The following is a 14,482-nucleotide window of genomic DNA, read 5'->3' on the forward strand; positions in this document are numbered from 1 at the left end:
GGAGTCCTGGTCCAAACTCACCCGTTCGGCGGATACCGTACTGATGAGGATGGCTGGGTCGCATTCGGGCAACCGCCGCCGACTGCTGCCCCTGGGAGCCTCTCGCGTCCTACTGTTGAGGGGTGCGCCTGTCGTGCACGGCTGCGTGAGGCCGATTCCAGCCGTGATGGCATGACATCGGGGCCATCGCGTGGCATCGGCATCGCCGGCTGTGAGAGGGACGGGCATGAAACCCACCGAAAACGCCGACCCGTCACCTGAATCCGGCGGGGAAATCCCGTCCATGCGGACGGGACGGCTCGGTTTCCTGGGTTCCAGGACGCCGGACTGCCTCCCGCTCGAAACCGGTGCGGGCGGAGCGGGGCACCGCACCGTGCTGCCCTCCGTCGTCGTGGGCCTCTCCGCCGCGCTGCTCGTCGTCGGCATCGTCACCGCACTGACCGACCGTCAGGCCCTGTTCCCCGGAGGGGCGGTGGGCTGGGCGTTCGCGCTGCTCACCGGCATCATCGTCGGCCACCTCGTCGCCCTCGGCCGTGACCGCTGGTGGGGCGGCACCGGATCGGGAGCCGCGCTCACCCTCGGCGTCCTCCTCCTCTACGGATGGGTCCCGGCCGGGCTCGTCTCGCTGGCGGTGGTCACCCTGGTCGGGGCCGCGCGCCGGCACCGCTGGCGCCAGGGCCTGCTGCACGGCTCCGTCGACATCCTCGGCATCGGCGCGGGAGCCCTCGTGCTGGCCGCGTTCGGGCAGACGCCGACCGTGGCCGCGCCGTGGCGACCCGACACCTGGGGGCTCGGCGCGGTCCCCGAGGTGATCCTGGCCGCCGTCGCGTACCTGCTCGTCACCCGGATCGTGCTGTGGCTGGCGCTGAACCAGCCCGGCGGGGGGCTGCCCACGGTCGCCCGCACGGCGTTGCTGCGCCAGGCGCTCGTGGCGGTCGCGCTGCTCGGCATCGCGCCGCTGATCTGCGTCGTCGCGATGAGCCGGCCGGTGCTGCTGCCGCTGTTCGCCGTACCGCTCATCGCGCTGGACTCCACGCTGTGGATCGCCCGGGCGCGGGCCGAGGAGCAGCTGCGGGACCCGCTGACCGGGCTGCCGAACCGGCAGTGGCTCCTGGAGCGGACATGGACCGCGCTGGACGAGGCTGAACGTTTGGGCACCCGGTCAGCTCTTGTGCTGATCGACCTGGACCGGTTCCGGGCGGTCAACGACACGCTGGGTCACCTGGCCGGCGACCGGCTGCTGCTCCAGATCGCGGACCGGCTGCGGCAGGCGCTGCCGAAGGACGCGGAGGCCGCGCGGCTGGGGGGCGACGAGTTCGCGGTGCTGCTGCCGGTCGCCGACTCGACGACGAGCGCGCAGCGGGTCGCGCGCCACCTGGTGGCGGAGCTCAGCTCCCCGCTGGACCTGGACGGCCTGACGCTGGTCCTGGAGGCGAGCGCGGGCCTGGCGGTGTTCCCGGACCACGCGCTGGACGCTGAGGGGCTGCTGCGGCGGGCCGATGTCGCGATGTACCAGGCGAAGCGGGACCGGACCGGGGTCGAGGTCTACGAGTCCAAGCGGGACAGCAACACGCCGGACCGCCTCGGCCTCCTGGGCGACCTGCGCCGTGCCCTCGACGCCGGCGAAGTGGAACTCCACTACCAGCCGAAGGTCCGCTTCGACGGGCAGGTGGCGGGGTTGGAGGCGCTGGTCCGCTGGGTGCATCCGGAGCGTGGCCGCGTCCCCCCTGACGAGTTCATCGCGATCGCGGAGACCTCGGGCCTGATGCCGCACCTGACGGAGTACGTCCTGGAGACGGCCCTGGCGCAGGTCGCGCGCTGGCGGGCACAGGGCCTGAAGGTCCCGGTGGCCGTCAACGTCTCGCCGCGCGATGTCCACACCCCCGGTTTCGCGGGCGCGGTCGCGGCGCGCCTCGCCCGGCACGGGGTCCCCGCGAGCGGTCTCCAGCTCGAAATAACGGAACACGTCCTGCTGGAGGACCCCCAGCGGGCGGCGGACACCATGGCGGGCCTGACGGGCCACGGCGTGAAGATGTCCCTGGACGACTTCGGCACGGGCTACTCGTCGCTGGTCCACCTGCGTCGCCTGCCGGTGAGCGAGCTGAAGATCGACCGATCCTTCGTGGCGCGGCTGGCGGTGGACGCCCAGGACGCCGAGATCGTCCGCTGCACGGTGGACCTGGCGCACTCCCTGGGCCTCCTGGTCGTAGCCGAGGGCGTCGAAGACGACGAGACGTGGGAGCGCCTGCGCGACCTGGGCTGCGACGCGGTCCAGGGGTGGCTGGTCGCGGCCGCGATGCCGCCGCAGGAGGCGACGGCGTGGCTCCTGGCCCGGGGAGAACGCGGCTGGCGCCGTCCGGCGGACATCACGGCGGAACTGGCCGCCGCCACGGCGGAACCCCCGTCCGCCTGACCCCGGCGGGGCCGGATCTTCCGGCCCCGCCGGTGTTTGAGGCCCGGGGCCGGGCCGGGGCAGGCGCCCGGGGCGGCCGGTGGCCCGGGTGAATGCGGGGCCCGCGCGCGGGCGCGGCGGTAACCGTTTCGTGGGGTGGGGGGTCGGCCCCATAGGATTGGGGCCGAAACCTACACACTCACCACCCCCAGAGGATCGCTGCATGCCTGGCATCACGCGCGAGGAGGTCGCCCACCTCGCTCGGCTGGCACGTCTGGAGCTGAAGAGCGAAGAGCTCGACCACTTCGCTGGACAGCTCGACGACATCATCGGCGCGGTCGCCCGCGTTTCCGAGGTCGCCGACCAAGACGTCCCGCCGACCTCCCACCCGCTGCCGCTGACGAACGTCATGCGCGCGGACGAGGTCCGTCCGTCGCTCACCCCCGAGCAGGCGCTTTCCGGCGCTCCCGCCCAGGAGCAGCAGCGTTTCAAGGTGCCGCAGATCCTGGGGGAGGACTAACAACCATGACTGACCAGATCATCAAGCTCACGGCCGCCGAGACCGCCGAGAAGATCGCCTCCGGCGAGCTCACGGCCGTCCAGGTCACCGAGGCCCACCTGGCCCGCATCGACGCCACCGACGAGAAGGTCCACGCCTTCCTGCACGTGGACCGCGAGGGCGCCCTCGCCCAGGCGCGCGCCGTCGACGCCAAGCGCGAGCGCGGCGAGAAGCTGGGCCCGCTGGCCGGCGTCCCGCTCGCCCTCAAGGACATCTTCACCACCGTCGGGGTCCCGACCACCGTCGGTTCGAAGATCCTCGAAGGCTGGATCCCGCCCTACGACGCCACCCTGACGCGCAAGCTCAAGGAAGCCGACGTCGTCATCCTCGGCAAGACCAACATGGACGAGTTCGCCATGGGGTCCTCCACCGAGAACAGCGCCTACGGCCCCACCGGCAACCCCTGGGACCTCACCCGGATCCCCGGCGGCTCCGGCGGCGGCTCCGCGGCCGCGCTGGCCGCGTTCCAGGCGCCCCTCGCCATCGGCACGGACACCGGCGGCTCCATCCGCCAGCCCGCCGCCGTCACCGGCACCGTCGGCGTCAAGCCGACCTACGGCGGCGTCTCCCGCTACGGCATGGTCGCGTTCTCGTCCTCCCTCGACCAGGGCGGCCCCTGCGCCCGCACGGTCCTGGACGCGGCGCTCCTGCACGAGGTCATCGCCGGCCACGACCCGATGGACTCCACCTCCATCGACGCCCCGGTCCCGCCGGTCGTCGAGGCGGCCCGCAACGGCTCCGTCGCCGGCATGCGCGTCGGCGTGGTCAAGCAGTTCGCCGGCGAGGGCTACCAGGCCGGCGTCGTCCAGCGCTTCAACGAGTCCGTCGAGCTCCTCAAGGAGCTGGGCGCCGAGATCGTCGAGCTGGACTGCCCGTCCTTCGACCTCGCGATGGCCGCGTACTACCTGATCGCGCCGTCCGAGTGCTCCTCGAACCTGGCCCGCTTCGACGCCATGCGCTACGGCCTGCGCGTCGGCGACGACGGCACCAAGTCCGCCGAGGACGTCACCGCGCTCACCCGCGAAGCCGGTTTCGGCGACGAGGTCAAGCGCCGCATCATCCTCGGTACGTACGCGCTCAGCTCCGGCTACTACGACGCGTACTACGGCTCGGCCCAGAAGGTCCGCACGCTCATCAGCCAGGACTTCGAGAAGTCCTTCGAGCAGGTCGACGTGATCGTCTCCCCGACCACGCCCACCACCGCCTTCGCGATCGGTGAGCGCACCGACGACCCGCTCGCGATGTACCTCGCGGACCTGTGCACCATCCCGACCAACCTGGCCGGCAACTCCGCCATGTCGCTCCCCTGCGGCCTGGCTCCGGAGGACGGTCTCCCGGTCGGCCTGCAGATCATCGCCCCGGCCATGAAGGACGACCGCCTCTACAAGGTCGGTGCCGCCGTCGAGGCCGCCTTCGTCGCGCGCTGGGGTCACCCGCTGCTTGAGGAGGCTCCGTCGCTGTGAGTTCGAGTGCGCTGTCCAAGGCCAAGGGCTTCAAGAAGTCCAAGTCCGGTACGTACCTGTCGATCGGCACCACCGCTTTCGGTGCCATCAGCGTGATCAAGCAGGCCCGCAAGGCCCGCACCGACCACGACACGCTGAAGCTGGTCGACGCCGTTGTGTCCGCCGCCGCCATCGTCACCGGCCTCGCGATCCTGTACCGCGAGCTGAAGCGCCTCGGCGACGACGACGTCCTGCTGGGCTGAGAGGGAAAGTTTCACCGTGAGCACCTACACCGAACTGCTCTCGTACGAGGAAGCTCTCGCCTCGTACGACCCCGTCATGGGCCTTGAGGTCCATGTCGAGCTCGGCACCAAGACCAAGATGTTCTGCGGCTGCTCGACCGAGCTGGGCGCCGAGCCCAACTCGCAGACCTGCCCCACCTGCCTCGGTCTCCCCGGCTCGCTGCCCGTCGTCAACGCGATCGGCGTCGAGTCGGCCATCAAGATCGGTCTCGCGCTGAACTGCGAGATCGCCGAATGGTGCCGCTTCGCCCGGAAGAACTACTTCTATCCGGACATGCCGAAGAACTTCCAGACCTCCCAGTACGACGAGCCCATCGCCTTCAACGGCTACCTGGACGTCCAGCTGGAGGACGGCGAGATCTTCCGCGTGGAGATCGAGCGCGCCCACATGGAGGAGGACACCGGCAAGTCGCTGCACGTCGGCGGCGCCACCGGCCGTATCCACGGCGCGTCCCACTCCCTGCTGGACTACAACCGCGCCGGCATCCCCCTCATCGAGATCGTCACCAAGCCGATCGAGGGCGCCGGCGAGCGGGCCCCCGAGGTCGCCAAGGCGTACGTGGCCGAGCTGCGCGAGGTCATCAAGGCCCTCGGCGTGTCCGAGGCCCGGATGGACAAGGGCCAGATGCGCTGCGACGTGAACCTGTCGCTGCGCCCGACCCCCGAGTCCGAGTTCGGCACCCGCTCGGAGACGAAGAACGTCAACTCCCTGCGCTCCGTCGAGCGCGCGGCCCGCTTCGAGATCCAGCGCCACGCGGCGGTGCTCTCGTCCGGCGGCTCGATCGTGCAGGAGACCCGGCACTTCCACGAGGAGGACGGCTCCACCACGGCCGGCCGCATCAAGGACAACGCCGAGGACTACCGGTACTTCCCGGAGCCCGACCTGGTTCCCGTGGCCCCGGCCCGCGACTGGGTCGAGGAGCTGCGCGCCGGCCTCCCCGAGATGCCGCGCGTGCGCCGCAACCGGCTCCGCGAGGAGTGGGGCGTGGGCGAGCACGACATGCAGTCGATCCTCAACGCGGGCGCGGTGGACTCCATCGTCGCCACGATCGAGGCGGGTGCCGACTCGGCCGCCGCGCGCAAGTGGTGGATGGGCGAGCTGGCCCGCAACGCCAACGAGCAGGGCGTCGTCGTCGACGAGCTGCCGATCACCCCGGCGCAGGTGGCGCGTGTCGCCGCCCTCGTCGCGGCCGGCGACCTGAACGACAAGCTGGCCCGTCAGGTCATCGAGGGCGTCCTCGCCGGCGAGGGCACCCCGGACGAGGTCGTCGAGAAGCGCGGCCTGAAGGTCGTCTCGGACGAGGGCGCGCTCGGCGCGGCCGTGGACGAGGCCATCGCGGGCAACGCCGGTATCGCGGACAAGATCCGCGGTGGCAAGATCGCGGCCGTCGGCGCGCTGGTCGGCGCGGTCATGAAGACCACCCGCGGCCAGGCCGACGCGGCCCGCGTCAAGGAGCTCATCCTGGAGCGCCTGGGCGTCTCCGAATAGCCCGGCGCCCGTACGCACGGCGGCCCCGCACCGTTTCGATGGTGCGGGGCCGTTGCCGTACCGGGGTCAGACTGACGCGTCGACGAAGGCGGCCCAGGTGGTGGGGGAGACGGTCAGGACGGGCCCGTCGCTGACCTTGGAGTCCCGCACGTGGACGGCCGCGGGGTGAGCCGCGACCTCGACGCAGTTGCCGCCCGCGTCGCCGCTGTAGCTCGACTTCTGCCAGTGGTAGGCGACTTCGAGGCAGTTGCCGCCCGCGTCGCTGCTGTAGCTCGACTTGAACCAGGCCAGTGGGTGCGTCATGACTCTCCTAGCAGGGCGTCCAGCAGGCGCTTGCTGTCCTCGATGGAGAGCGCCTGCGAACGCAGCATCCCATATTTGAGATGGAGGAGATGGACCTCGTCGGGGTCGTCCTGGAGGAAGCTGACGTGCTGGCCTTCCAGGTAGGCGAGTTGGTCGTGGTCAGGCGTCTCCAGGAGCACCATCGGGCCGTTCAGCCCCGCGTGGGTCTCGCGGTCCGTGCGGATGATCTGGATTCCCACGAAGGGGAGTTCGGCCATCGCGCGCAGATGGCGCAGCTGTTTCCGGAGGACCTCACGGCCGCCGACGGGGCGCTCCAGTAGGTGTTGCTCGATGATGAAATGCACCACTGGTGGTTGGGGTTTGCGCTGAAAGAGGCCCTGGCGGGCGATCCGGTCCTCGGTCTGCTGAGCGATCTGATCTGCGGGCAGGGGCGGATAGAAGTTGGAGAACACCGCCGTCGCGTACTCCGGGATCTGGAGTAGGCCGGGAATGGCCGCGTTCTCGTAGAAGAGCAAGCTCAGGGCCTGCTCCTCGTGCTCCATGTACTCGATCGCGAACGCCGGATATCGCTCGCGGCGCGGGATCGCCTCCGCCGCCTCGCGCAGGGCGCCCTTCGAGTCGAGGAGGTGGTCGAGGATGTCGGCCAGTTTCACGGACAGGGGCCGGCGGCCCTGTTCGACGGAGGCGATGGACTCGACGTCGCAGTGGGCCAGTTCGGCCAGTTCCTGCTGGGTGTACCGGGCGCGCTTGCGCTGATGGGCCAGCAGGACGCCGACGACCTTCCAAGAGGCGTTGCGCTTGGGCCTGTTGCTCTGGGGCATGTCGGTCACTTTCCCCCCGGCCGCCCCCGCTGACGCACGAAGCGCCCGTACGGCACCCGTACAAAAACGGTGTACGGGCCGGTTCGGACCGCCGGGCGCGCGGTTCGTCGGCGCCCGGCGGAACGGGCCGCCGCTAGCGGGCGACCGGCGCGCTGAGGAAGGCCAGGCGGGCCCGCTTCGCCGGGAGGTAGACCTCGGGGAGGTCGATCTCCGGGAGTTCGATCTCCGGGCCGAGGACGAAGCCGGTGCGCTCCAGGCGGGTGATGGCCTTCTCGTTGCGGGCGTCCGGCTCGGCGACCACGCGGAGGGTGCGGCCGTCGGACCAGACGAAGCCTATGAAGGCGTTCATCAGGGCCGCGCTGAAGCCGCGTTCGGCGGCCCCCCGCGTGGGGCCGATCAGCAGGTGCACGCCGGTGTCGCCCGGCTGGACCTCGTAGCACTCGCTGACGCGGTCCTCGGCGCAGTCGTACGTCTGGAAGAGCCCGACCGGCTCGCCGTCGCGGCTGACGATGAACGCGTGGTGCGTGGTGCGTCTGTCGACGTCTTCGTAGATCTCCTGGACCAGCTCGCGGCTGGCCTCGCGCATCCCCCAGAAGCACGCGCGCTCTTCGGTGACCCAGCTGTGGATCAGCGCCGAGTCCCCGGCGGGGTCGACGGGGGTGATGGTGACCGTGCCGAAGCCCTCGACGAGCTGGGTGTGCACGGGCCGGCGGGCGGACGTGGAGATGGTCATCTGGAGGTTTCCTTCGTGAGCCGGTCCCAGTCGGTGACGACGGGGATGAGTTCGCAGCGCGCCCAGAGGGGGAGCTGGTCGAGGTGGTGGGGCGAGCCGGAGACGCCGTCGGCGCCCAGCGGGACCGCCCAGAGGCTGTCCTCGCGGCGGCCGAGGTCCCACACGTAACGCGCGGCCGATGCGCGGGCGGTGAGGTCGGTGAAGCCGGGGACGGAGGAGGTGGCGTTCACGCAGTCGTGATCGCCGCCGAGGCCGGGCCACTCGGCCTCCGGGTCCGGGAGCGCCGACCAGGGGGTCAGCCGGTGGACCTGCGACCAGGGCGCGTCGGGGCGGGCGGCGGCGGCCGTCTCCTCCAGGGCGGCGCGGACGTGGGCCGCGCGGTCGAGGCCGGGCAGGAGGGCGGTGGTCAGCAGGCCTTCGAGGGCGTAGCCGATCTTGGGGACCAGGTACAGCCAGGGGTGGAACACGTCGGGGCCGGAGGGCGCGTCGGTCAGCCCGGCGAAGACGGGGTCGGCGGCGAGTTGGCGGACGGTCGCGGTCCGGAAGGCCGAGAAGACGGTCGCGTCGGTGCTCTCGGCGGCCATGTGGCGGTCCCAGGCGAGCAGCCGGGTGCGCAGCGCGGCGGCTGCGGGGGAGAGGTCGTCGAGGCCGGGCAGCAGGGCGAGCAGCGGCTCGGCGGAAGCCAGGTACGTGTCCTGGTGTACGTCGGCCATCGCCTTCGGGGTCCAGTCCGCGGAGCCGCTCAGCAGCTCGCGGATGCGGTTGGCGCGGTGCGGGGGCGCGAACTCGACGCCGAGCGGGGAGGCGATGCCGTGCGCGTTCGCCATGACGGCGAAGCCCTGGACGGGCTCGACCGGCGTCTGCGCCCAGCCCTGCCACTCGTGCCGGCGCTCCCACGCGGGCACCGGGCGCAGCCGGTTGGCGGGGTCGCGCAGCGGCACGGCGCCGGCGACGCGGTGCAGCAGACCGCCCTCGGAGTCGGCGGCGTGGACGACGTTGACGGGCTCGGCCCAGGCGTCGAAGGCGCGGTCGATGTCGGCGACCGTACGGGCGCGCAGCAGGGCGGGGAGGGTGGCGAAGCCGAGGTCGCGGCGGACCCGGGGCGGGTAGCGCAGGGCGAGGGTCTGGCCGCCGCCGTCCGTGTCGTCCCGGACGATGACGGGGCCGCGCGCGGTCTCCAGGACCTCGATGTCGACGGGGTCGGCGCCGGCGACGGTGATGGTCTCGGTGTGCCGCCGGACCGGCTCCCAGGCGCCGTCGGGGCCCAGGGCCTCGATGCCGGCGCCGTCGGCGGTGGGGCGCAACTGCTCGGCGTACAGGTCCTGGTAGTCGGACATCGCGTTGGTGATGGCCCAGGCGGCGGTGCCGGTGTGGCCGAAGTGGCCGAGGCCGGGGATGCCGGGGACGGCGAGGCCGATGACGTCGTACTCGGGGCAGGCGAGACGGATCTGCTGGTAGACGCCCGGGTCCTCGATGAAGCGGTGCGGGTCGCCCGCGATGATCGCCGAGCCGGTGGCGGTGCGGTCGCCGGGGACGAGCCAGCCGTTGCTGCCGACGGTGCCGGGGCCGTCGGTGGCGAAGAGGGTGACGGCCTCGTCGCCGAGGGCGCGGGCCACGCGCTCGCGCCACAGCTTGGTGGCGAAGCCGGCGAACAGGATGTGCGTGGCGATCCAGATGGCGAGGGGGACCCAGGGCTCCCACGGGGTGGGGGCGTGGCCGGTGCGGGCGAACCGCTCGTCGCGGGCGGCGCCTTCGGCGAGGCCGTCGTTGACGCCGTCCACGTAGGCGCGGACCCAGGCGGCGGTTTCCGCGTCGAGGGCCTCGTAGCAGGCGCGGGCGGTGTCGGCGAGGCGGCTCTGGCGGGCGAACCGGTCCCAGGTGACGGACTCGGCGCCGAGGAAGGCGGCGCTGGAGCCCTCGGCGCGGTGCCGCTCGACCTCCAACTGCCAGGCACGGTCGAGGGCGGTGGTGCGGCCCTGGGCGCGGGAGAGGCCGAGGGCGTCGGGTGCGCGAAGATGGGGGATGCCCCATGCGTCGCGGTAGACCTCGTAGGCTTGGCCGGTCGCGCTGTTGCTCACACTGCTCACACTCTTCCCCGGGCTGTCTTAGGTTAGGCTGACCTAACTATAAGCTGGATGAAGGGGTGGGCGGCGATGGGCGTCGGTAAGGGCTGGGAGGGCGTGGTCCTCAAGCTCATGCGGGGCAGGGACTTCACGTTCACGGTGACGGGCGTGGAAGACGTCACCGAGCACTACCGGCGGATCCGGCTCTCGGACGGCGGCCTGCTCGCCGAGGCCGGGGGCTCCCTCCACCCGACGATGTGGGTGCGGCTGTGGTTCCAGAGCGAGGGCAAGCCGCACCAGCGCGCCTACACGCTCGTCGACCCGGACCCGGCCGAGGGGACGTTCGCGTTCGAGTTCGCGCTGCACGACGGCATAGCGAGCGACTGGGCGCGGGCCGCGAAGCCGGGCGACACGATCGAGGCCACCGTCCAGGGGACGGGCTTCACCGCCCCGGAGCCGGAGCCGCAGCGCCTGCTGGTCATCGGCGACCCGGCCTCGCTCCCGGCCGTCAACTCCCTGCTGGACGCGTACCCGAGCACCCCGGCGACGCTGTGGTTCGAGACGCAGCACGACTCCGACCTGCGGCTGCCGGTACGGCTCGACACGGAGCGGCACGAGATCCGGCGGGTCGAGCGCGGCACGGGCGGCGGGGCGGCGCTGGTGGAGCGGGTGAAATCGGAACTCCCCGCGCTGGTGGCGGACCCGGCCTCGGCGTACGTCTGGCTGGCCTGCGACGCGGCGACGACCCGCACGCTGACGGGGTACCTCCGCAAGGACCTGGGGCTGCCGAAGCAGCGCGTGAACTCGCTGGGGTACTGGCGGGCCGGCTGAGCCCCCGTCGTCGATCCGCTGGCGGGGCTTGCCAGTTGCTAACCTCGGGCGACAGCTGAAGATCGACACGGGGGAGAGCGGGCATGCGGGCGGCGAGGGCTGTGGCAGGTGCCGTACTGGCGGCGAGCATGCTGGCCGGCTGCGGCGGCCCGGACGGCGCAGCCGCGGCCGACCCGGCGACGGCCGGTGCGGGCAAAGGCGGCGAGGGCGGCGGCAAGGACGGCAAGGCCGCACCGCGGGCGTCCGCCGCGGCGAAGCCGGCGCCCAAGCTGAACGTCCCGCCCGCGTACGACGGTTCCCAGGGCTGGGACCACTCCCTCCCCTGGGTGCCCGGCTCCGTGGACACCATCCCCGTCGCGGCCGTGCCCGGCGCCAACGCGGTCGCGCTCCTGAACGTGGGGGCCGACGGGGCCGTCGGGTACACGGTGCAGCTCCGGGCCGCCGACAGCGGGCAGGTCCGCTGGACCTCCGCGCCGTGGAAGCTCCCGACGCCGGTGGACGGAGCCTCGGGAGCCGTCGCGACCCACGAAGGCGCCGAGATCCCGGGCGTGACGAGCGTCGAGCAGAACGGCCACAGCTACGTGGTGGCGCACGCCCACGGGAAGACCGGCGAGGACGCCCTCCACGAGGGCGCCGAGGTGGTGCGCCTGTCGGTGTACCGCCCGGAGGAGAGCGGCTCGGCGGTGAAGCCGGTCCGGGAGATCGACGTTCCCGTCCACGCGAAGCCCGGCGAGTACGTGGTGCGGGCGGACGGCGGAAAGCTGCTCGTCGCCTACGGCGGGCGGGGGCGGTACCCGACGTGGTCGGCCGCGGTGGACGTGGAGACCGGCACGGTCACCCCGTACGAGATGCCCGCCGACCTCCTTTCGCAGTGCGCGGAGCGGCAGGCGGCCATGCCCGTCCCCTGCCGCAACGCCCGGGTGATGGCGGCGGGAGCCGACGGGCCGCTGGTCGCCGCGGACGGCGGCTTCGGCGTGCCGGGCCGGTGGTTCAGCGAGGCGCACAAGCCCGAGGGCGTGGCCGCCAAGGGGCCCCTCGGGGGCTGGAACGGCAAGGTGTACGGGGTCGCCGGGGGACGCGTCCTCGCCACGTGGCAGATGGAGTGGAAGGCCGGCGTGGTGCCCGTGTGGTCGGTGCACGACCAGCGGACCGGCGCGCTGACCGCGCGCATGGAATGCGACGTCACCGAATCCCACACCGACTCCTCGCTGCGGGACTACCCGGTGGTCAGCTCCCCCTCCGGGCGCTTCCTCGCGGCGGGACCCATCGCCTTCGACCTGGAACGCAAGCAGGGCATCTGCCTCTGGCGCGACGGCAACCGCAAGACCATCGCGGTCAGCTCGATCCGCGACGACGGCACCGCCTACGGGGAGGTCGAGGACAGCGACACCGCCGGCTCCCGACCCGCCATCGCCCAGCTGAACCTCACCACGGCCACCGGTGAGGCGAAGGCGCTGGACCCGGGCGTCGAGGTCCCGCAGCACACGGCCGTGGGCGGCTCGGGCATGTTCGTGTTCCGCGACGAGAACAAGGACGTCCGCCTCTCCCTGAGGCGTGCGCGGCCGTAGCCCAGTGGGCGGGACGCCGGACATGAAGGCGGGGAGCGCATGGAGGGAAAGGAGCGCATGCAGCGCATGGAGGGCATGGAGGGCATGGACCGCATGGAACGTATGGAACGCATCGGACCTCCGCTGACCGGAGGCGAACGGGAAACCCTGCGGGCGTACCTCGACTTCCACCGCGCCACGCTCGCGATGAAGGTCGAGGGTCTGGACGACGAGGAGTTGCGGCGGCGCTCCTCCCCGCCGTCCACGCTGTCGCTGCTGGGGCTCGTCCGGCACATGGCCGAGGTGGAGCGGCAGTGGTTCCGCCGTGTGATCGGCGGGGCGGACGTCCCGCACGTGTGGTCCGACAAGCACGACTTCCAGGCTGCGTACGACACCACCGGCGCCACGGGGGCCGAGGCCTTCGCCGCGTGGGAGGCGGAGGTCACGCACGCCCGGCGCGTCGAGGCCGCCGCGGAGTCCCTGGAGGTGACGGCGTACGTACCGCGGTGGGAGTCGGACGTCTCGCTGCGCCTGGTGATGCTGCACATGATCCACGAGTACGCCCGCCACAACGGCCACGCCGACCTGCTCCGCGAGGCCATCGACGGGGCCGTGGGAGCCTGAGGTCCTGGAGGTCCTGGAGGTCCTGGAGGCCCTGGGTCCTGGGGGTCTTGAGGGTCCTGAGGGGTCAGGCTTCGCGGGTGTGCAGGTGCGGCGTCGTGACGCCCAGGGTCGCGAAGCCCAGCCGGTGGAGGATGGGGCGGCTGTCGTCCGAGGCGTCGACCTGGAGGTACGGGATGCCGAGGTCGGCGGCGATGCGGGCGCGGTGTGCGACCAGGAGGCGATAGATGCCGCGGCCGCGCCACCCGGGGAGCGTGCCGCCGCCCCACAGGCCCGCGAAGGGGGTGCCCGGCCGCATCTCCATCCGGGCCGCGCTCACCGGGGTGTCGCCTGCCATCGCGACCACGGCCGCGATGGTCTCCGGCTCATCGCGCAGCAGGGTCAGCAGCAGGTGCCGGATGCGCGGGCGGTCCGTGCCGAAGGCACCCGCGTGGACGGCCATCATCAGGTCCACACCCGCCTCGTCCGTGACCACCCGCAGGGTGATCCCCTCCGGCGGCTCCACCGGCAGCCGCGCCAGGTCGAGCGTCCGGCCCACCATCAGCGTCTCGGCCGGCTCCGCGACGAACCCCGCCGCCCGCAGCCGCTCCCCGAGATCCGCCGGGCGGTCGTGGTCGTACAGCTTCCACTCGAACTCGGACACCCCACGCTCCCGGTAGTGCGCCACCTGCGCCGCGATCTCCGCGTCCGCCGTCGCCTCGTCGAGGTCCGACCAGAGCACGCCGTTCCAGCCCTCCTCGGGCGCGGTCTGCCGGACCACGGCGCCGACCCGCTCCACCCGTGCCCCGGCCGAGTCCGGGCTCGCACCGCGCCGCATCCGCGCGTCGTACTCGGCCCGTACCCTCGTCAGTTCGTCAAGATTCATCATCGTCATCGCACCAGCTCACCAGCCTGCGGACCGCCCCCACAACTGCATTAGCCTCACCCCGTGAACGACGAAGCCCTCATCTACACAGGCAAGGCCACCCCCGACGCCGCCGCCGACCGCGGCTGGCTCCTCGGCCACTTCAAGGACCCCGGCGACGTCCGCCACAGCGAGGACGTGGAGATCAAGTGGGGCGTCCACCCCAAGGGCGAGGAGCGCGCCCAGTGGGTGACCGGCGAGTCGCGCACCGCGCTCCAGGTGCTGATCAGCGGGCGCTTCCGGCTGGAGTTCCCCGGCCGCACCGTCGTCCTCGCCGAGCAGGGGGACTACGTGGTCTGGGGCCGCGGCGTCGACCACTCCTGGTACGCCGAGGAGGACGCGGTCGTCCTCACCGTCCGCTGGCCCTCGATCCCCGGTTACCGCGCCGACGCGTAGAGCTGTGACGATGCACACGAAACGGTCCAAGGATCACTAATCGCTGCGATCGTGGACCGGATATCGACCATCAGGGAGC

At 72.2% G+C, this 14,482-nt stretch carries 14 protein-coding genes; 9 read left to right on the plus strand and 5 right to left on the minus strand.

Translation table 11 applies throughout. From position 1 onward, the window contains the following. Positions 1–283 precede the first annotated feature (283 nt). The 5 genes from OG982_RS21615 (at position 284) to gatB (ending at position 6,184) form a co-directional block, all read left to right on the plus strand. Positions 284–2,413 carry a bifunctional diguanylate cyclase/phosphodiesterase gene (locus OG982_RS21615; RefSeq protein ID WP_266784266.1) on the plus strand — a complete coding sequence of 710 codons (2,130 nt, stop codon included), beginning with the start codon at positions 284–286 and terminating at the stop codon, positions 2,411–2,413. 202 nt (positions 2,414–2,615) lie between these two features. After that, on the plus strand, positions 2,616–2,912 hold the full coding sequence (gatC, locus tag OG982_RS21620) for an Asp-tRNA(Asn)/Glu-tRNA(Gln) amidotransferase subunit GatC (RefSeq protein ID WP_007266718.1): 297 nt from the start codon (positions 2,616–2,618) through the stop codon (positions 2,910–2,912). Between the two features lie 5 nt (positions 2,913–2,917). Beyond that, positions 2,918–4,414 carry an Asp-tRNA(Asn)/Glu-tRNA(Gln) amidotransferase subunit GatA gene (gene gatA, locus OG982_RS21625; RefSeq protein ID WP_266784264.1) on the plus strand — a complete coding sequence of 499 codons (1,497 nt, stop codon included), beginning with the start codon at positions 2,918–2,920 and terminating at the stop codon, positions 4,412–4,414. Next, positions 4,411–4,656 (plus strand): hypothetical protein, encoded by a 246-nt coding sequence (locus OG982_RS21630; protein WP_125816106.1) that lies wholly within the window; start codon positions 4,411–4,413, stop codon positions 4,654–4,656. The genes gatA and OG982_RS21630 overlap by 4 nt, the downstream gene beginning before the upstream one ends. Before the next feature lie 16 nt (positions 4,657–4,672). Next, positions 4,673–6,184, plus strand: a complete 1,512-nt coding sequence (gene gatB / locus OG982_RS21635; protein WP_266784260.1) for an Asp-tRNA(Asn)/Glu-tRNA(Gln) amidotransferase subunit GatB — start codon at positions 4,673–4,675, stop codon at positions 6,182–6,184. A gap of 66 nt (positions 6,185–6,250) precedes the next feature. On the opposite strand, the gene OG982_RS21640 is transcribed toward gatB, so the two are convergent. From OG982_RS21640 to OG982_RS21655, 4 genes are all read right to left on the minus strand, one after another. Beyond that, on the minus strand, positions 6,251–6,487 hold the full coding sequence (locus tag OG982_RS21640) for a DUF397 domain-containing protein (RefSeq protein WP_266784258.1): 237 nt from the start codon (positions 6,485–6,487) through the stop codon (positions 6,251–6,253). Continuing rightward, positions 6,484–7,308 (minus strand): helix-turn-helix transcriptional regulator, encoded by an 825-nt coding sequence (locus OG982_RS21645; RefSeq protein ID WP_266784256.1) that lies wholly within the window; start codon positions 7,306–7,308, stop codon positions 6,484–6,486. The genes OG982_RS21640 and OG982_RS21645 overlap by 4 nt, the downstream gene beginning before the upstream one ends. A gap of 133 nt (positions 7,309–7,441) precedes the next feature. After that, positions 7,442–8,041 (minus strand): GNAT family N-acetyltransferase, encoded by a 600-nt coding sequence (locus tag OG982_RS21650; RefSeq protein WP_266784254.1) that lies wholly within the window; start codon positions 8,039–8,041, stop codon positions 7,442–7,444. After that, on the minus strand, positions 8,038–10,128 hold the full coding sequence (locus OG982_RS21655; RefSeq protein ID WP_266784252.1) for a penicillin acylase family protein: 2,091 nt from the start codon (positions 10,126–10,128) through the stop codon (positions 8,038–8,040). The genes OG982_RS21650 and OG982_RS21655 overlap by 4 nt, the downstream gene beginning before the upstream one ends. Before the next feature lie 66 nt (positions 10,129–10,194). On the opposite strand from OG982_RS21655, the gene OG982_RS21660 reads away from it, so the two are divergent. The 3 genes from OG982_RS21660 to OG982_RS21670 all read left to right on the plus strand — a co-directional run bounded on the left by OG982_RS21660 (position 10,195) and on the right by OG982_RS21670 (position 13,106). Beyond that, on the plus strand, positions 10,195–10,935 hold the full coding sequence (locus tag OG982_RS21660) for a siderophore-interacting protein (RefSeq protein WP_266784250.1): 741 nt from the start codon (positions 10,195–10,197) through the stop codon (positions 10,933–10,935). 101 nt (positions 10,936–11,036) lie between these two features. Then, positions 11,037–12,503 (plus strand): hypothetical protein, encoded by a 1,467-nt coding sequence (locus tag OG982_RS21665; protein ID WP_266949120.1) that lies wholly within the window; start codon positions 11,037–11,039, stop codon positions 12,501–12,503. 102 nt (positions 12,504–12,605) lie between these two features. Further along, positions 12,606–13,106: a DinB family protein gene (locus OG982_RS21670; protein WP_266791799.1), complete on the plus strand. Its 501-nt coding sequence runs from the start codon at positions 12,606–12,608 to the stop codon at positions 13,104–13,106. 64 nt (positions 13,107–13,170) lie between these two features. On the opposite strand, the gene OG982_RS21675 is transcribed toward OG982_RS21670, so the two are convergent. Further along, complete coding sequence (locus OG982_RS21675; RefSeq protein ID WP_266791797.1) at positions 13,171–13,968, minus strand: GNAT family N-acetyltransferase; 798 nt, start codon at positions 13,966–13,968, stop codon at positions 13,171–13,173. Positions 13,969–14,031: 63 nt separating this feature from the next. Here OG982_RS21675 and OG982_RS21680 point away from each other — a divergent pair, with 63 nt between their 5' ends. Beyond that, positions 14,032–14,403 (plus strand): signal peptidase I, encoded by a 372-nt coding sequence (locus OG982_RS21680; RefSeq protein ID WP_266784246.1) that lies wholly within the window; start codon positions 14,032–14,034, stop codon positions 14,401–14,403. Positions 14,404–14,482 lie beyond the last annotated feature (79 nt).

Origin of the sequence: Streptomyces sp. NBC_01551 (genome assembly GCF_026339935.1) — a bacterium.
In the GTDB taxonomy this organism is placed as follows: Bacteria; Actinomycetota; Actinomycetes; order Streptomycetales; family Streptomycetaceae; genus Streptomyces.